Annotated in this window: 17 protein-coding genes; 12 read left to right on the top strand and 5 right to left on the bottom strand. The window is 52.8% G+C overall.

Annotated elements, in window-relative coordinates:
* Nucleotides 1-164 precede the first annotated feature (164 nt).
* Entirely contained in the window at nt 165-830 is a 666-nt protein-coding gene (locus tag ACZ5EH_RS18185) for a CerR family C-terminal domain-containing protein (protein WP_464275297.1), read from the bottom strand.
* A 134-nt stretch (nt 831-964) separates the two neighbouring features.
* On the opposite strand from ACZ5EH_RS18185, the gene ACZ5EH_RS18180 reads away from it, so the two are divergent.
* Genes ACZ5EH_RS18180 through ACZ5EH_RS18165 form a run of 4 tightly spaced genes read left to right on the top strand, consistent with a single transcriptional unit; the run spans nt 965 to nt 6,061 of the window.
* Complete coding sequence (locus ACZ5EH_RS18180; protein WP_464275296.1) at nt 965-2,002, top strand: biotin/lipoyl-containing protein; 1,038 nt, start codon at nt 965-967, stop codon at nt 2,000-2,002.
* Nucleotides 2,003-2,005: 3 nt separating this feature from the next.
* On the top strand, nt 2,006-3,805 hold the full coding sequence (locus tag ACZ5EH_RS18175; protein ID WP_464275295.1) for an ATP-binding cassette domain-containing protein: 1,800 nt from the start codon (nt 2,006-2,008) through the stop codon (nt 3,803-3,805).
* On the top strand, nt 3,805-4,944 hold the full coding sequence (locus tag ACZ5EH_RS18170; protein WP_464275294.1) for an ABC transporter permease: 1,140 nt from the start codon (nt 3,805-3,807) through the stop codon (nt 4,942-4,944). The genes ACZ5EH_RS18175 and ACZ5EH_RS18170 overlap by 1 nt, the downstream gene beginning before the upstream one ends.
* Nucleotides 4,945-4,948: 4 nt before the next feature.
* The gene (locus tag ACZ5EH_RS18165) at nt 4,949-6,061 is read left to right on the top strand and encodes an ABC transporter permease (RefSeq protein ID WP_464275293.1); all 1,113 of its coding nucleotides are present in this window, start codon (nt 4,949-4,951) and stop codon (nt 6,059-6,061) included.
* A 50-nt stretch (nt 6,062-6,111) separates the two neighbouring features.
* On the opposite strand, the gene ACZ5EH_RS18160 is transcribed toward ACZ5EH_RS18165, so the two are convergent.
* Entirely contained in the window at nt 6,112-7,272 is a 1,161-nt protein-coding gene (locus ACZ5EH_RS18160; protein ID WP_464275292.1) for an acyltransferase family protein, read from the bottom strand.
* Between the two features lie 164 nt (nt 7,273-7,436).
* Here ACZ5EH_RS18160 and ubiE point away from each other — a divergent pair, with 164 nt between their 5' ends.
* The 5 genes from ubiE (at nt 7,437) to ACZ5EH_RS18135 (ending at nt 12,296) form a co-directional block, all read left to right on the top strand.
* On the top strand, nt 7,437-8,132 hold the full coding sequence (gene ubiE, locus ACZ5EH_RS18155; RefSeq protein ID WP_464275291.1) for a bifunctional demethylmenaquinone methyltransferase/2-methoxy-6-polyprenyl-1,4-benzoquinol methylase UbiE: 696 nt from the start codon (nt 7,437-7,439) through the stop codon (nt 8,130-8,132).
* A 165-nt stretch (nt 8,133-8,297) separates the two neighbouring features.
* Nucleotides 8,298-8,894, top strand: coding sequence for a class I SAM-dependent methyltransferase (locus ACZ5EH_RS18150; RefSeq protein WP_464275290.1), 597 nt, complete (start codon nt 8,298-8,300; stop codon nt 8,892-8,894).
* Between the two features lie 57 nt (nt 8,895-8,951).
* Nucleotides 8,952-10,316, top strand: coding sequence for a cytochrome ubiquinol oxidase subunit I (locus tag ACZ5EH_RS18145; RefSeq protein WP_464275289.1), 1,365 nt, complete (start codon nt 8,952-8,954; stop codon nt 10,314-10,316).
* Between the two features lie 45 nt (nt 10,317-10,361).
* A complete protein-coding gene (cydB, locus tag ACZ5EH_RS18140; RefSeq protein ID WP_464275288.1) occupies nt 10,362-11,345 on the top strand; it encodes a cytochrome d ubiquinol oxidase subunit II in 984 nt (327 codons plus the stop codon).
* Nucleotides 11,346-11,360: 15 nt separating this feature from the next.
* Nucleotides 11,361-12,296, top strand: a complete 936-nt coding sequence (locus tag ACZ5EH_RS18135; protein ID WP_464275287.1) for a UbiA family prenyltransferase — start codon at nt 11,361-11,363, stop codon at nt 12,294-12,296.
* Between the two features lie 71 nt (nt 12,297-12,367).
* Here the strand turns inward: ACZ5EH_RS18135 and ACZ5EH_RS18130 are convergent, their stop codons facing one another.
* On the bottom strand, nt 12,368-13,099 hold the full coding sequence (locus ACZ5EH_RS18130; protein WP_464275286.1) for a DUF2231 domain-containing protein: 732 nt from the start codon (nt 13,097-13,099) through the stop codon (nt 12,368-12,370).
* Between the two features lie 181 nt (nt 13,100-13,280).
* Between ACZ5EH_RS18130 and ACZ5EH_RS18125 the strand changes: the two genes are divergently transcribed.
* Together ACZ5EH_RS18125 and ACZ5EH_RS18120 are read left to right on the top strand one after the other, a co-directional pair.
* Nucleotides 13,281-14,750, top strand: a complete 1,470-nt coding sequence (locus ACZ5EH_RS18125) for a leucyl aminopeptidase (protein ID WP_464275285.1) — start codon at nt 13,281-13,283, stop codon at nt 14,748-14,750.
* 9 nt (nt 14,751-14,759) lie between these two features.
* Entirely contained in the window at nt 14,760-15,422 is a 663-nt protein-coding gene (locus tag ACZ5EH_RS18120; protein WP_464275284.1) for a carbonic anhydrase, read from the top strand.
* 86 nt (nt 15,423-15,508) lie between these two features.
* Here ACZ5EH_RS18120 and ACZ5EH_RS18115 read toward each other — a convergent pair whose 3' ends face one another.
* Complete coding sequence (locus tag ACZ5EH_RS18115; protein WP_464275283.1) at nt 15,509-15,826, bottom strand: cupin domain-containing protein; 318 nt, start codon at nt 15,824-15,826, stop codon at nt 15,509-15,511.
* Nucleotides 15,827-16,175: 349 nt separating this feature from the next.
* On the opposite strand from ACZ5EH_RS18115, the gene ACZ5EH_RS18110 reads away from it, so the two are divergent.
* On the top strand, nt 16,176-16,361 hold the full coding sequence (locus ACZ5EH_RS18110; protein WP_464275282.1) for a hypothetical protein: 186 nt from the start codon (nt 16,176-16,178) through the stop codon (nt 16,359-16,361).
* 163 nt (nt 16,362-16,524) lie between these two features.
* Here the strand turns inward: ACZ5EH_RS18110 and rpsT are convergent, their stop codons facing one another.
* Nucleotides 16,525-16,788, bottom strand: coding sequence for a 30S ribosomal protein S20 (gene rpsT / locus ACZ5EH_RS18105; RefSeq protein ID WP_464275281.1), 264 nt, complete (start codon nt 16,786-16,788; stop codon nt 16,525-16,527).
* Nucleotides 16,789-16,841: the final 53 nt, after the last annotated feature.

The raw sequence follows: 16,841 nt of genomic DNA, 5'->3' as shown, positions 1-16,841 counted from the left end.
TGCACTCAGATTTCCGACCTCTGTGCTATATATTTTTTTTAGATTCGTGTTACGAAGAGCGATTACTATTCAGCCTTTTATACGTCAAGAGAGAATAGAACTGAGCATCTTGCCGGACAGGCAAAAAGAAGAGAATTAGATTTCTTGCTGTAAAAACAAATACTTCAAAGCTGTTTTTGCCGTATGCGATCCATGCCTCCAATGCAGAACTGCACAATATGGTCGCACACTGTAGCAACAAAAGATGGGGTGTTACCGAAATCTGGCAGAATGGTGCAAAACGCGGTCAGATTCTGAAACATGGCCAAGAACTGGGAAACAACGCTTATGGAGCAGTGAGAGACGACAGCAGACTCCAAGGGGCACTCAAGGTATTCGGCAATAATGGTGCGAAGAATGATCGACTTGGGGAGTATTTCATTCTCCACCAGATTATTGAATGCAGGCGTAGGGTTTGCCATTTCACGGGCGATGACCCGTAGATGCCAGCTGTCCCGGGGGGTAGCGAACAAACGCGGGATGATAAGCCGCAAAAAGCTCTCAAGCTTGACCTCTGGGCTCGCGGCTTCGGGTATTGCCCCCGCCTGGGTTTCAATGTCCAGAATACGGCGATGCGCTTCCTGCAGAACAGCTTCGTAGAGCCCATCTTTGGTGCCAAAATAATAGTTTACCGCCGCGGGATTAACACCAGCAGTAATGCATATTTCACGGGCGGTAGCTCTATCAAAGCCCTTCTCGGCAAACGCTTCGCCAGCTGTGGAAAGTAACCGACTGCGGGAGCTTTCCCTCACAGCTTTCTGCGAATCATTGTTTTTGATATGGTCAACCATTGTATCTCCGTGTTTTTTTCTCAAACTGCCTCAGCAAAAAATGAAAGTCAAAATTAAATTTTAAATTTAAATTTGACACAGCCCTTCACCAGGCGTAGCAATCAGGTACAAACCATGAAGAACGCGGGGACGCTATGCGCAAGCTACTCATTCTAATAATAGTTTTTGGCGGGCTGGGATACGGCGGTTATCGCTGGTACCAGCAGGAAAACACTCCCACCACACAAGAAGGCATGCTCACACTGTACGGAAACGTGGACCTTCGCGACATTGAGCTCGCGTTTATGGATGTTGAGCGGGTGAGAAAGGTTTATGTCGAGGAAGGCGATTCCGTCATAAAAGGGCAGATACTCGCAGAATTGGAGACAGACAGGCTGCGAAAAGCCATCAGCGCGAGTAAAGCCTCTGTAGAGGCCCAGGAATTTGTGGTTACGCGCCTGGAGAATGGCTCCCGCCCAGAAGAAATTGCAAAAGCCATCGCCGAAGTGCAAAGCGCCAATTCTGAACTTGTGGTTGCCGAGCGAACCTTTGCACGTAAATTGAGTCTTCTTTCAAGGGGGGCTACCACCCAACAGGATGTGGATGATGCACGTACCGTCCGTGACGTGGCCAAAGCGCGGCTTGAAGTGGCGCAAAAGCAGAAAGAACTCGTTGTTGCCGGCCCCCGCTGGGAGGACATAAAGGAAGCACAGGCCAGGCTTGCGGCCCTGCAAGCCGAATTGCAACGCCTTGAAGTACAGCTTGAGGAATCACGCCTGCGCGCCACCCGTGACAGCATTGTCCGTAGCCGCAACCTGGAACCCGGCGACATGGCTTCCCCGCAAAAACCTGTTTTCACCCTTGCCGTACTGGACCCCAAATGGGTGCGTACCTATGTGCCGGAAAGCGACCTGGGCAAGCTCAAGCCTGGCATGTCCGGGTGGGTCACAATCGATTCTTGGCCCGACCGACGCTATGCGGGGTGGGTTGGATTCATATCTCCCATGGCGGAATTCACGCCGCGTTCCGTAGAAACGCCTGAATTGCGTACCTCTCTGGTTTACGAAGTCCGGTTCATGGTCGACGACCCAGAGAATGACTTGCGCCTCGGCATGCCGGCGACCGTCCACATTACAACCGAAAAGAACGACGCCACCGAATCAAATCAGGGTAATCCGCCGGCCGGAGAGTGACACGTGGCCCGGTTCAACATGCAGGAAACGCCCTCTTCCTCCCCACTGCACATAGAAAATGTGCATAAGCATTTTATGCGCGGCAAGCGTAACGTAAAGGCGTTGGACGGCATTTCCCTGGAAATAGCGCCTGGTTCTGTGAACGGGCTTCTAGGCCCGGATGGCGCTGGCAAAACAACGCTCATAAGGCTGGCTGCAGGGTTGCTTTCCCCCGACCAGGGCCGCATCTCGGTTCTCGGCATGGACAGTGTCCGCCAGGCCAGGGATATTCAGGCTGCCATCAGCTACATGCCGCAGCAATTCGGCCTTTATGAAGATTTAAGCGTTCAGGAAAATTTGAACCTTTACGCTGACTTGCAAGGTGTGAACAAACAGCAGCGCAAGGAAGTCTTTCCGAAGCTCATGGAGATGACGGGACTTGCGGCATTCACCAGTCGCCTGGCCGGCAGACTCTCCGGGGGCATGAAGCAGAAACTGGGGCTTGCCTGCACACTGCTGAAAACTCCCAAACTCCTCTTGCTCGATGAACCAACTGTTGGGGTGGACCCCTTATCTCGACGTGAACTTTGGGAAATTGTGGACAGCCAGGTCAAGGAACGCCAGCTTACAGTGCTTATGAGCACTGCCTATCTGGATGAGGCCGAGCAATGCGACCAGGTTTTCATCCTCCTGGACGGGCACATGCTGGGGCAGGGCCCCCCGCAATCTTTTACGGAAAAAGCCAAAAACAACGCTTGGTTGCTCACGCCGAAACAGGGTGCAGATTCACAGCCGCCGCGGCATTTGCAAAGCATGTTGTTCAAGGAACCCGGTGTAGCAGACGCTACGCTCCAGGCTGGCAAAGTGCGGCTTGTCACAACAGAAGGCGCCCTTCCAAAAGAAACCCTTGCCACAATAAAGGCCCCGAGGCCAAAACAGACACCCCCTGTTTTTGAAGATGGTTTCATGCTGTTGTTGCAAGAAAAAGCAGCTCAACAAGACGCAGGTGGTGAGCTGGATGTGAATGTCGCCACCCCTGAAACCTCCAAAAAAAGCAGCACTACATCGCCGAATGGAACCGCCATCAGTGTGCAGGGACTGGAAAGACGCTTTGGAGATTTTTATGCGGTCCGCGACCTCACATTTAATGTAGGGCGCGGTGAAATTTTCGGCCTGCTTGGGCCAAACGGCGCAGGTAAATCCACAACATTCCGTATGCTCTGCGGTCTGCTGCCGGCAAGCGATGGTAAACTGGAAGTTGCAGGGGCGGATCTGCGCAAAGCGGCTGCCAAAGCCCGGCAGCATGTGGGGTACATGGCCCAGAAATTTTCCCTCTACGCGCAGCTTACCGTCAAGGAAAACCTGCACTTTTTCGCCAAGGCGTATGGCTTGCACGGCAAACGAAACAAGGAACGCATCTCCTGGGCCATGGAGCATCTAGATCTGCACAAAGAAGCCGAATCCACAACGGGCGAACTCCCCTTTGGCATAAAGCAACGCCTGGCCCTGGCCTGCGCCCTGATGCACGAGCCTGACATCCTTTTTCTGGACGAGCCGACATCAGGCGTTGATCCCTTGGCACGGCGACAGTTCTGGCAACGCATCAATTCTCTTTCTGAACAGGGAGTCACCGTAATTGTCACCACGCATTTCATGGAAGAAGCCGAATACTGCGATAAAATGCTTATCATGATGCAGGGGCGCTTACTCGCCATGGGAACGCCGGATGAAATCCGCGCAAGAACCGACAAGAAGGACGCCACGGTAGAGGATGCATTCATTCATCTGGTGGAAGAGCAACGCGCGCACAAGGGGGAGGATTGATGCCCTCCATTCTCAATCCAATACGGGTTAAAGCCCTGCTCTACAAGGAAATGCTCCAGATTTTGCGGGATCCCTCAAGCATTGCCCTTGCCTTTATCATGCCCATCATCCTGCTGCTGTTGTTCGGGTACGGCATAAGCCTGGACCCAAAGCAGCTGCCCGTCGCTTTTGTCATCGAAAACCCTTCTCCTCAAGCCAGCGATTTCCTGGCGCGCTTCGTCATCTCTGATTATTTCAAGCCCATTCCACTGACCTCATGGAAAGAGGCTCAGGAGATGATGCGAGCACGAGAAGTGGACGCAATCATTCGCCTGCGCAGTGATTTTACCCGCAAATTGCAGACCGGGGGAACTGCCCCCATTCAAGTGATCGTCAACGGTGTGGATTCAAACCGGGCCAATCAAATAAAAGGATACGTGCAAGGCGCCTGGCAACGCTGGATGGTAAGCGTACGACCAAACGCCATGCTCCTGGCCGAAGAACGCGCCATGGGGCTTGTGCAGGTGCAGCAGCGTGTCTGGTTCAATTCTGAATTGCGCAGTCAAAACTTCCTGGTGCCAGGTTTGATGGCCATGATCATGACCCTGATCGGCACCCTACTTACCGCATTGGTCATGGCCAGAGAGTGGGAGCGCGGCACCATGGAAGCTCTTCTTGTAACGCCTGTAAGCAGGCTGGAAATAATCATCGGCAAACTGGTCCCCTATTTCATCCTGGGTATGGGCGGGCTGGCCCTGTGCATGGTCATGGCCCTTTTTCTTTTTGACGTGCCATTCAGGGGATCGTTATGGGTGCTCTTGCTTCTCGGGTCATTGTTCATGGCAGCAGCCCTCGGTTTGGGCCTGTTCATTTCCTCGCTGGTGCGCAACCAGTTTGTGGCGGCGCAATCAGCCATTCTTGCAGCCTTTCTCCCGGCCTTTTTTCTTTCCAACTTCATTTTTGAGCTGGCCAGCGCCCCTAAAGTGATAAGAATCATCTCACATGTCGTCCCGGCAAAATACTTCGTGGCCATAGTGCAAAGCCTTTTCCTGGCCGGCAATGTGCATTCTGTTCTCTGGCCCAACGGTCTTTCCCTGGCTGCCATGGCAGGCGTTTTCATGTTTCTGGCATTCAAAAAAACCCGCAAGAGTCTGGAGTAATCTCGTGGACAGACTCCGCCGCATAATGGCCCTGGTTGTGAAAGAGCTTTTGGTGCTGATGAAAGACCCGAAAAGCCGGGTTGTGCTCATCATCCCGCCGCTCATGCAAACCATTGTTTTCGGCTATGCAGCCACCTTCGACCTGACCCATGTGCCTTGGGCGTATTGGGATGCAAGCAAGACAACGGTTTCTCGTTCGTTGTTGGCGCGTGTGGAAGGCTCTCCCCGGTTCGATCTGGTTAAGGAACTCCACAACGAAGAAGAGATTCGGGAAAGTATCGACAGTGGCGAGGTCAAACTGGTGCTGCGCATAGATGAGCGTTTTGCCGAGAACCTGTTGCAAGGGCAGGACGCATACATCCAGGCAATACTGGACGGACGCAACTCCAACACTGCAGGAATTATCGGTAACTACCTTTCAGAAACAATATACAGCTACAATATGTCGCGGGCTGAAGCCGCGGGAGCGCACCCCCCTTCTGTGCTGATATCACGGGCCTGGTTCAACGAGAATCTGTTGAGTTCTTGGTTCTTTGTTCCAGGTATCGTCGGCCTCATCGCCACCATCGTGACAATACTGGTGACTGCACTTTCCGTTGCGCGGGAGCGGGAGCACGGTACCTTTGACCAACTGCTTGTCACGCCCATGTCCCCGGCGGCCATTTTGGTTGGCAAGACGCTGCCCGGTCTGCTCATCGGCATTCTCGAAGCAACCATCGTCATCCTGTTGGCCGTGTTTTGGTTCGAGGTGCCCCTGCGGGGAAGCCTGGCCCTGCTCTATCTGGGGCTGTTATTCTTCATTTTCGCCACGGTGGGCATAGGACTCATGATCTCTTCCTTAAGCGCAACCATGCAACAGGCGCTCATGGGCAGCTTTTTGTTCATGATGCCGGCCGTACTGCTCTCTGGTTTTGCAACGCCCATAGCAAACATGACGTCCGTAGTACGCCATATCACGCTCATAAATCCGTTGCGCTACATAATGATTCTCTTGCGCGGCGTGTTCATCGAAGATGCGCCGACCTCTGTACTGCTCATGCAGGTGTGGCCACTTGCCATCATCGGGTGCATCAGCCTTCTTCTGGCGGGCTGGCTTTTTCGCAACAGAATATATTAGCCTCTCCCGTTACGAATCGGCAGCATATTTGAGCGTTCTCGCCCTCGACCTCACATTCTTTGCGCAGAATTTTTAAGGGGAGACATACGCCCCATGAAGGAGGGCAGTATGGGGCCCTTGGCATACGGGCGTCCTACAAGCTGCGGAAAGTAGTTATCCAGCAACCACACCACGGGCAAACAGACGGTCAGGCTGATGGCTGTCATTGCGCACCCTGCAAAAAACACACTCCATGCCCCTCCGGAAAAATGGGCCATATACCAATCTGCATAGGGGCCATTAAAAAAATGGTAGAAAACGCCATTAAGGCAAAACAGAATCAGCACGTTGCGCCCCATATATTGTAGCCAGCCCACACTGCCGCTGGCATGTGCGAGCAGAATCAGGGCAAGAGAGCCAGCAATGGCAGTGAGCGGAAACAACAGAATGTTGCCATGCCCCCCAGCAATGATGACAACGGCGTCGAACAGACGAAATGGCCCCTGGTTCAAATTGAAGGTAAAAACTACGACCAGCATGAGAAGAATACCGGCAATCAAGCTGCCCTTTCTGTTCTTGACCTCCATGAGGAAATTACGGCGTCGCATGAAGACGCCCAACAGATAAAAGGCATACACAACTGGCGCTTCGTTTACGAACCAGAAGTTTCGACCTTTCAAAAGAAATTCATATTTCAGGTTGAGCCAGTATCCCACGAGATAAAAAAGGACGGCAACCAGCAGCAATCTCTTATTGTTGGAAACTATAGGCGCCATTATCCTGTGCAATACTTCCACAGTAAACAGGCAGGCGAGAAACCAAAGCGGGATATTGAAAATAGGGAATCCCATGGCAGTGGCTATGGCGCCCTCTATGTAGCCTTTGGCCGTTGAAAGATCGATGACGACATAGTGTCCGACCCAGATCAACGAAGCGACTGCGAGGGCAGCGCTGAAAAAGACGTACGGTACAAGCCGGGAAAGCGCCAACCGTTTAAAAAAATCCTTAAACCCCAGTTTCACCTTGTCCGGGCTTGCCGCAAACCCCGAAAGTAAAAAGAAAAAAGGCATGTGAAACGAATAGATGAACTTGTAGTGCATTGCCGCCGTCGCATTGTCCAGATACATTATCCGCTCAATGATATGACCATAATAAACCAGAATCATTCCGTAAATCCTGGCGATATCCAGCATGGCAATCCGCACTGATGGGGAAAGTGTATGATTTTTCATGCCTTGCTCCATATCCCAAAAAACGTTTTGATTCAACTACCACATATCACTAAACCTCCTATCGTAGTATCGCTTTTGGACTGGACCTGAACCCTTCCCCCAGGATAAGAATTCTTTTTCGCAGGGGATGCGCTTTTCGGTAACAAAAACTGTCTGGAGCAGAGATGAAAGATTTTCAGGTTAAGGAGATGTTCGAACGCATAGCCTTTTCCTATGACTTCCAAAACAGTGCGTTGTCACTTGGTATAGATATTCTGTGGCGAAAAAAACTGGCGCGCATCGCTTCGTTGCGCCCTGGAGCCCGGGTTCTGGACGCAGCCATAGGTACGGGCGAGATCGCCTTTGAATTGCTGCGCAACTACCCGGAAGCGCGTATTCTAGGGGTGGATTTTTCTCCTGCCATGTTGGGCAAAGCCAACGAAAAACGCGCACGTCGCAAGGAAGGACAAAGACTGGAACTTTCTTGTGGCGATTGCCGCGCACTGCCGGTGGCAGATCAAAGCGTCGACCTCTGCACCATTGCCTTTGGCATCCGCAATATTCAGGAACGCGTCGCCGTGCTCAAGGAATTTCACCGCGTCCTGACCCCAGGCGGCAAAGCTCTCATCATGGACTTTGGCATCCCGCCCAACCCCATACTGGGGCGACTGTATCGTTTCTATTTCGACCACATCCTCCCCCCTGTTGGAAACTTTCTTTCCAAAACAGACTACGCCTACAGCTATCTGGTCGAATCCGTGGACGCTTTTCCTGCAGATGCAGTTTTTTTGGCGGAAATGCAGGAAGCAGGCTTTGATGCGCCTCAGGTCATTCCCTTGACCTTTGGCATCGCCAAGATTTTTTCCGGTAAAAAGACATAGTGCATATACGTGTTTTATCCGCCCTGCTCACATCAAAAATCATGGCGGCCATTGCCCCAACCGGGTATTTTTCGTAATGATATTGGTATATGTTTCCTTTTCCTCTTTTCAAGCATTTGATAAGGCAACTGCCATGGTCACCTTGATCAAAGGTTTTCTGAAATCATGAATGTCAATTTTCCTGAGCGAATATGGTGCAACAGCTCTCTTCGTCGCGTTGTACAACGTCGCGAGGTGGGGTATTGGAAATCTTTGGGGTCCATACCGCAGCAAAGCGTCATTTTGGAAATCGGTTGCGGCAATGGCGCCGGCGCACTGATGTTGATGGAGGCTTTTGGCCCCCGTCATGTTTTTGCCCTGGACTCCGATATGGAAATGTTGCGACTGGCGGCAAAGCGCCGAGAAAAACGTCGTGCACATTCCAGGCTGACACTTATGCAGGGCGACGCCCAGTATATCCCGCTGGCCGACAAGAGTGTTGACGCAGCCTTCAACTTCGGCATCATACACCATCTTGAAGACTGGCGCTTAGGGCTCAATGAACTGGGGCGCGTCATCAAGCCGGGGGGCTCCTTCTTTTTTGAAGAAATATTCCCCCCTCTTTATGCCAATGCAGTGATGAAGCGCCTGGTCCTGCACCCCACGGATAATCGCTTCCATGGCCCGGAATTCGTGGAAGCGCTTGAACAAGCCGGACTCAAGCTACAGCCAACCCGCAAGGAATCGCGGTTCGGCATAGTTGGTCTGGCAATCAAACAGTAAGGCTCGAAACGGTAGCCAGGCAAAAACTGGCGGCCATATTCAATACGAGGAGTGACAATGGACTGGTTGACCGATCATATATTTCTATCACGGCTGCAGTTCGCGTTAACGACCATGTTTCACATCACCTGGCCGCCGTTTTCCATTGGTCTGGCCTTGTACCTGGTCTTTGTCGAAGCCATGTGGCTCAAGACGAAAAACATAGCGTATCTGCATCAGTACAAGTTCTGGGCGAAACTGTTCCTGCTTATCTTCGCCGTGGGCGTAGTAAGCGGCATTCCTCTGGAATTTCAGTTTGGTTCCAACTGGGGGCCCTTTTCTCGCAGTGTGGGCAACTTTTTCGGCCAGATTCTTGGTTTCGAAGGCACAATGGCCTTCATGCTCGAAGCCGCTTTTCTCTATCTGATGCTCTTTGGCTGGAAAAAAGTGGGCCCCAAAATGCACTTTTTCTCCACCTGCATGGTGGCTTTAGGATCATCCCTTTCGGCTTTCTGGATCATGGTGGCCAACTCCTGGATGCAAACACCAGCAGGCGGACACATGGAAAACGGGGTATTCGTGGTTACGGACTGGTGGGCAGCCACCTTCAACCCTGATCTCTGGTACGCTTTCAGCCACATGTGGGTTGCCTGTTTGCAGGCCTCGCTCTTTTTCATCGGTGCTGTGGGCGCGTGGTATCTTCTGAAGGGAAAGCATAAGGATTTCGCACTCAGAGCGTTCAAATTCGCCATCGTTGCCGCCCTCGTCATCACACCGCTGCAAGCCCTTATCGGCGATATCAATGGCCAGGAGCTGGGGCGCATCCAGCCTGCGAAAGTTGCAGCCATAGAGTCCCACTGGGAAACAAACGCCCCAGGTGAGGGAGCACCTTGGAACATGCTTGCCTGGCCTGATCCGGAAAACGAACGCAACCTCTTTGAAATTCCGATTCCCTATGGCCTGAGCCTGCTGATAACCCACACCTTTACCGGCACGGTGCAGGGGCTCAAGGATTTCCCAAAAGAAGACCGCCCTCCTATTGTGATCCCATTCTATTCTTTCAGGTTGATGGTGGGTATCGGCTTCGCCATGATTGGGCTGGCCCTGTATTCGGTATGGGCCTGGCGCAAGAAGAAATTGACACTGGAAAACGTGGGCAGCCAAAAATGGCTGTTACGGCTTTGGATATTGTTCGCCCCCCTGGGACTGGTGGCAATTGAAATGGGGTGGCTGACGCGCGAGATTGGACGCCAGCCTTGGATTGCCTACGGCTTGTTGCGTACCAAGGAACATGCATCACTGCTTCCTGCTGAATCCGTAGGGTTCACCATTCTTGGGTTTGTCCTGGCCTATACGGTGCTGTTCGCGGTGTTTCTTTTCTTTGCCCGCGCCATCATCAAAAAAGGCCCCGAAGAAAAGGCCCCTGAAGGCAGCATCTCCTGACCATGGGCCGCACCAAGACAACAACGACCAACAAAGGTGGTTGCAATGCTTTCCTTAGCTGACATCTGGCTCGCCATACTGGCCTTGCTGCTTTATTTCTATATTGTCACAGATGGTTTTGACTTCGGCGTGGGTATTCTCACCCTGGTCAACCCTGTCCCTGCTGAACGGGTCACCATGGCCTACACCATCGAGAGTGTCTGGCACGCAAACCAGACCTGGCTTGTCATTGCAGGGGGCGTTCTTTTCGGCGCGTTTCCCATGGTATACGGCAGTGTGCTTTCAGCCATGTATCTACCCTTGGGGTTGCTGCTTTTCTCGCTGATGATGCGCGGGGTTGCCCTTGAGTATAGCGCCCACTCCCAGAACAAGGCTTTGGCCCTTTTTCTCTTTGGCGTTGGTAGCCTTTTGTCGGCTTTTTTCGAGGGAGTGATCCTGGGTGGAGTTATCCAGGGCGTACCCCTGGTGGATGGCGAATACATGGGAAGCGCTTTTGGCTGGCTGCGCCCCTTCCCCATTCTGCTGGGCGCCACCGTATGCGCGGTGGACATTCTGCTTGGCGGTTGCTGGCTGGCCATCAAGACAGAAGGCTCTCTGCAGTACAGGGCCATGAACTGGGCGCGCACGGGTCTTATACTGACGGGGGCGCTGTTGGTCGCCATTCTTGTAACCGTGCTGTTTTCTCCCAGTCTGGACCACCTTTTCAACGGTTTGTTCACTCCTTTGTCGGCTATCTGCCTTGCAGGAGCAGTGGTGTTGCTGGGGCTGGTCATGGCCAATCTGCATGAGCAGACACCAAACCGCTCCTTTGTTCTGGCCGCAGGCGCAGTGCTGCTTTTAATGCTCGCTTTTGCTGGTGCACTGTATCCAATGATGGTGCCGCCAAGCATGACAGTGCAACAGGCTGCTTCTCCCGATAACATGCTGCGCATCATGCTTTATGTAATCGGAGCGTTTCTGCCGCTGCTTATCATTTACAATGCTTATATTTTTCACATTTTCCGTGGCAAAGCCCAACCCGAGCATTAACCATAAAGGATCGGCATGAAACAGGAGGCCGGCGCATCCACTTTGTTCGGTCGTCTCAAGTTGTATTTGGCGCTTTCCCGCACGCCCCATGGCGTGCTTGACCTGGCGACCCCGATAGCGGCCATGCTGCTTTGGCTGGGAGGATTCCCCCCTCTCAGCATCGTGCTGCTTGGTCTGATCACTGTATTTGCCGGGTATACGGCAATTTATGCAGTGAACGACATCGTGGACTACAAAACCGACAAGGCAAGCTTCCACGATGGTGCGCGTCACAACGGCTCCGGCTACCTGGACGCCATCTTCATTCGCCACCCGCTGGCCCAAGGATTTTTAACCCTTGGCCAGGCGAAACTCTGGGCATTGTTCTGGGGAGGTATTGCATTCATTGGCGCATGGCTGCTGAATCCTGTCTGCGCCTTCATATTACTGCTCGGCGCAGGACTGGAAACCCTGTACTGCAAGCTGCACACTGTCACGCACCTGCGCGCCCTTATAAATGGGATTGTGAAAACCCTTGGACCAATGGCTGCGGTTTTGGCTGTTGCCCCCGCACCGGACTTCAGTTTTATGCTGCTTTTATTTCTCTGGGTCTTTTTATGGGAAATCGGGGGGCAAAACATCCCTGCGGATTGGCACGATATCGAACTCGATGCACGTCAGGGAGCGCGTACAATTCCCGTTGCTCTGGGGCCAGACCGAGCAGGACGTCTTGCACTCAACTGTTTGACCGCCAGCCTGCTGGTGAGCATTCCCTTGCTGACGACAGCGCCCCTGGACATGCACTGGCTGCTCATGATCCTTGCGGTTGCCTGGGGGTGGCGGCTCACGGTGGCGCCAGCTCGCAAGCTGGACCGTACAAACCGTCGCGAAGATGCCTCCCTGCTTTTCAATCGTGCAAGCTGGTACCCTGCCGCAACCCTGGCGGCCATCCTGGTCAGCGTCATCTTCTAGAATAAAAAACAGGGGAGAAACCTTTCTAAAAGGCTTCTCCCCTGTACATGTTTGCCAATTCCCGTCAGATGTTACTCGTCTTCCTTATGAATGGGGAACGTAAGATTGGCCCCAAACCAGCCAATGACACCTACAAGAGGAAACAGGAGCAGCACGGCAAAAAGATAGAGCCAGTATTCTCCAAAGCCTTTTTCCATAAGTCCTGGGGTGCTCACCCGTTCAATGAACGCCCAAAGCGTTATGATGAACAAGATCGGTGGCAGCACCAATTTCATCAGTGTTTCTTTCATAATCCTGGAATTGTAGTTGAGCCACCAGGTGAACAGTCCCGTGGCGATGGCCACCGGAGTGAAGAAAACACTTGCGCCCAGGCAGCACAATGAGGCGCTTTCAAAGCCTTGCCACCCAAAGATAAGATACAGCATCAAAAAACAGGGGGCGAACACTGAAAAGACGATGGGAAAGTGCACCGTCATAGGGTGTGGATGGCGGTGCAGGAAGGGATATTTCCGCACTATCGCCGGCATGGAAGGTCCGGAATCCGAAGCTGCTGCAGCCTGGTCATCTTTAAGCACACCAACCTGCGGATAGCGATCCAGCACGTCTGACTTATGTGGGGCGTTCTGAAATTCAGCGGTCAGGTCCATGGCGGCAGTATGTCGATTCATATGCTTGCCCCCGCGCCACATCTTACTGCCGGAGACGTCATACACCTTGCCTTTGTATGCCACATAGACGGCGCGTCCTTCCTGTCCGTCGTACTGCTTCAATTCTTCGAGTGTAAATTCCTTGTTCTCACTCACTGTGCGCTCCTCGTTACATAGATATCCATTGGGGCATAGTAGTTCCAGATTTAAAGGGGATGGTCAATGCCCGGCCGCCTGAATTAACCCCATCTGATTCAGGCGGGGCACACACGCTTGCCAATACCACATCAAATGATACATTACCCCGTTAGGACGACAACGCAAGTAAGGAGACCCCATGGATTCCATGTTCGAAATGATTGAGGGCTATGACCCAAGTGACAAAGACCTTGTTTTATTGCTGCATTTGGATGCAGAAACCCCTTGTTATGATACCGAGCGCCTACCCGCTGCATTGGCAAACTGCCCTGCCCCTGAAGATGCCGGTGGAAAACGTTGGTGTCACGCAGCCGCAATCGACGGCGCTTTTATCGCCGCCATGAGTGTCCGACTCGATGGCGCCGACTACCCATCGAGTGAAAACCTGAAACAGGCTGTGGTAAAGGCCCTGGCGACTGCCAAGGAAGAAAAACTCGCCAGGCTTTGCATCCCCCTGGATAATTCTTTCCCTGGCGCAGAAAGCCTCGCTAAGGCCATTCAGGAAGGCGCAATTCTTGGTGGCTACGCCTTTGACAGCTTTTTGAGCAAAAAGGCCGAACCATTGAAATGTGTTCTGTGCCTGCAAGCCCCCCCCACAGCTGATCTTGAGAAAATAATCGCCGAAACAGGGACTGTGACTGCTGCAGTCAACCAGGCGCGCGATCTTTGTAACGAACCGCCCAACAGCCTCTATCCTGAAAGCATGGCGCAAAAACTGAAGACCATGGCCGAGCAGGCCGGGATGAGCGTCTCCATATGGGATACCGACAAGCTTGAACAGGAACGTTGCGGCGGGATTCTTGCCGTGGGGCGTGGCTCCTCGCAAAAACCGCGTCTGGTTGTGGCCGAATACCAGCCAAAAGATGCAACAAGCTGCTGCACCCTGACACTTGTAGGTAAAGGCGTCACATTTGATACGGGCGGGTACAGCCTCAAACCCAGCGAATCACAAGTGGGAATGAAATATGACATGGCCGGCGCAGCAACGGTGTTTGCCGCTGCAAGCGCCATCGCCTCACTTGGTTTGCCCTTGACCATCAAGGCGTACGCCCCCCTTGTGGAGAACAACGTCTCCAGCAATGCCTACAAAGTGAACGACATAGTCACGACCCGCTCCGGCACAACGGTAGAGATCCTGAATACCGATGCTGAGGGACGCATGCTTCTGGCTGATGCCCTGGCGCTGGCCAGTGAAGAAAAGCCAGACTACTTGGTGGACGTTGCAACACTGACCGGGGCTGCAGTGGTTGGCCTGGGTGAAGATATCGCAGCGGTATACGGCACGGACGCATCGCTCACGGCGCAAATGCTTGAAGCCTCCAGCGAAACGGGGGAATTCTTCTGGGAAATGCCCTTGTACGCACCATACGCCGAGAAGCTGAAGGCAACCGTTGCGGATGTGAACAATACGGGTAAAACACGCATGGGTGGCTCTATTGTCGCCGCGTTGTTTCTTAAAAAGTGGATTAACGAGGGGCAGAAATGGCTGCACCTGGATGTCGCCGGGCCGGGCGGCAAGGAAGATACTCTTGGCCCCATAGGCAAGGGCGGTAAAGGATTCGGCGTAAGGACCCTCGTGGCCTTAGCCAAAATTCTCAGTCAAGCTTAGGAAGGCGTAATGCACGAGATAGCCAAGTTTCTGGCCGGATTCCGTCGTTTTCAGGCCAGTTATTTCTGTAATGAGAACAACTATTTTGAGGAACTGAAACAGGGGCAGAACCCTGAAACCCTGGTTATATCCTGTTGTGACTCCAGGGTTGATCCAGCACTGCTCATGGATTGCGCTCCCGGAGAGTTGTTTGTGGTGCGCAACGTTGCCAACCTTGTACCACCCTACGAACCCGACAAGGGGCATCATGGCGTGAGCGCAGCTTTGGAATATGCCGTGACAAGTCTGGAAGTTAAGCACGTCATAGTTCTGGGGCACGGTAATTGTGGCGGCATCAAAGCCTTGATGGGTGCTGCACAGCAGCAGGAAAACGCCAAAAAAAGCGAATTCATTGGCAAATGGGTAGACATTGCAGCCAGCGCACGGGACAAAGTGCTGACGGAACTGCCCCATAAATCGCCAGAGATGCAGAGGCGTGCTTGCGAACAGGCTGCCGTGCTTGTGTCCCTGGATAACCTGCTGACCTTTCCCTGGTTGCGAGAGCGCGTAGAAAACCAGCAACTCATGCTCCATGGCTGGTACTTCGATCTCGAGCGCGGCGAACTGTTCAGTTTTATTCCCCAGACTTCGAGTTTTGAAATTCTGGTCTCCCGTTGCTCCACTGGCGAGTAAAGTAAGCAAATCCCGGCCGGGAATAAATCCTGGCCGGGATATTTTATCGCACGTGAAGTTGCCTTAGACCAACGCCTCCACCAAACTTAAATCGGTGGTGCGATGACCACCAGGGCTCGCAAATCCTCGATGGCGCGCAGACCATGCGGCTCAGCGATATCCGCCACGAGTACATCCCCCGCTCTGGCAGGCAAGGTGGCGCCATCTGCAGCGAGAAATTCGCCTTCCCCTTCCAAAATAGTGATCTTCAACTCTCCCTCGATATCATGGCTATGTACAGGGAGCTCCTGTCCGGCCTTGAAGTTGAAATTGAGTATCTTGAAATAGGGCGAATCGTGCACTAACAGCTTGGACATCCCCGTTTCCTTGAAGCCATTCTCTTCGTAAAGATTTATCTTCTTCATTTGTCTTCTCCTTTCAAGCGTTTCGCCTGATAGCTGTATTAGCAAATTGCAAACTCTGCGACGTAGACAACTGCATCCTACATGGGATGCACGAAAAGCATTTGACCCAAGTCAAAAATGGCAACTATTTTTGAGGGAATTAGCCAAGACATTGCCCTACTGAAGATATTGGATTTTTCGGGAGAAAGGATGCACGAAAAATAGCGCAGGTTAGCGCGGTCAGTGGAATGGTCAACTGCGGGGGAGTTACTAAAAGGCAACCATCTTCCTTTCAAGGGCTTCCCTTCCGCCCCGCTCTTCTGTAGTTTCAGGCTATTGCACTGATACAAAACCGGAGGGAGGAAGCCCCATGCCGCAAGGATCAGATTACCATCAGAGGCAAGCATCTCAAGAACGCCGGGACCGCTGCAATCTGGAAAAAGTCTGCGCAGAACTGGACGAGCTGCGGATGCGTGTGCGTGAACTGGAGGAACTGGTAGATCAGATGGCCAAGAAACTGGACATAAAAATAACGGATTGGAGCTTCTGGAAGTAAACAAAAAGGTACTGGCTTCCCATCCGGCTGACGGCACGAAAAAGACCCGCCGTTCCAACATGCGTTTGCAAGGGAACGGCGGGTTAGCTGTTATCTGGCGTGTTCAGCCACTACAGCCTCAAAGCGATACATCGCCAAGGCTGCAGCAAAGCCAAAACAGGCGTTAGGCCATTTTGTTCACGGCCTGATGCAGCCGGGAAATGCGCCTGGAAGCATTGCGCCAGTGCACAACCTTCTTGGTGGCAGCCTTATCCAGGATGCTGGTGGCCGAGTTGAGGGCCTGCAGCGCCTTTTCTTTATCGTTCTGCTCAACCGCTTCACGGACAGACTTGACCACATTCTTGATACGGGTCCGCACAGCGCGGTTGCGTGCATTGGCCTTGAGATTCTGACGATGCCGCTTGAGGGCCGACTTGTGATTCGCCACTGCGTCTACTCCTTAACTATCCTGGTCCTGTAAGAACTCGGTTATTATTCGCG

Source organism: Desulfovibrio biadhensis (genome assembly GCF_055388615.1).
Note: the sequence above shows the minus strand (reverse complement) of the source record. Positions and strands in the feature narration are given on the sequence as shown.

Coding starts and splice junctions, on each gene's coding strand:
- ACZ5EH_RS18185 (WP_464275297.1), bottom strand. CDS start 830: ATGGTTGACCATATCAAAAACAATGATTCGCAGAAAGCTGTGAGGGAA.
- ACZ5EH_RS18180 (WP_464275296.1), top strand. CDS start 965: ATGCGCAAGCTACTCATTCTAATAATAGTTTTTGGCGGGCTGGGATAC.
- ACZ5EH_RS18170 (WP_464275294.1), top strand. CDS start 3,805: ATGCCCTCCATTCTCAATCCAATACGGGTTAAAGCCCTGCTCTACAAG.
- ACZ5EH_RS18160 (WP_464275292.1), bottom strand. CDS start 7,272: ATGAAAAATCATACACTTTCCCCATCAGTGCGGATTGCCATGCTGGAT.
- ubiE (WP_464275291.1), top strand. CDS start 7,437: ATGAAAGATTTTCAGGTTAAGGAGATGTTCGAACGCATAGCCTTTTCC.
- ACZ5EH_RS18150 (WP_464275290.1), top strand. CDS start 8,298: ATGAATGTCAATTTTCCTGAGCGAATATGGTGCAACAGCTCTCTTCGT.
- ACZ5EH_RS18145 (WP_464275289.1), top strand. CDS start 8,952: ATGGACTGGTTGACCGATCATATATTTCTATCACGGCTGCAGTTCGCG.
- cydB (WP_464275288.1), top strand. CDS start 10,362: ATGCTTTCCTTAGCTGACATCTGGCTCGCCATACTGGCCTTGCTGCTT.
- ACZ5EH_RS18135 (WP_464275287.1), top strand. CDS start 11,361: ATGAAACAGGAGGCCGGCGCATCCACTTTGTTCGGTCGTCTCAAGTTG.
- ACZ5EH_RS18125 (WP_464275285.1), top strand. CDS start 13,281: ATGGATTCCATGTTCGAAATGATTGAGGGCTATGACCCAAGTGACAAA.
- ACZ5EH_RS18120 (WP_464275284.1), top strand. CDS start 14,760: ATGCACGAGATAGCCAAGTTTCTGGCCGGATTCCGTCGTTTTCAGGCC.
- ACZ5EH_RS18115 (WP_464275283.1), bottom strand. CDS start 15,826: ATGAAGAAGATAAATCTTTACGAAGAGAATGGCTTCAAGGAAACGGGG.
- ACZ5EH_RS18110 (WP_464275282.1), top strand. CDS start 16,176: ATGCCGCAAGGATCAGATTACCATCAGAGGCAAGCATCTCAAGAACGC.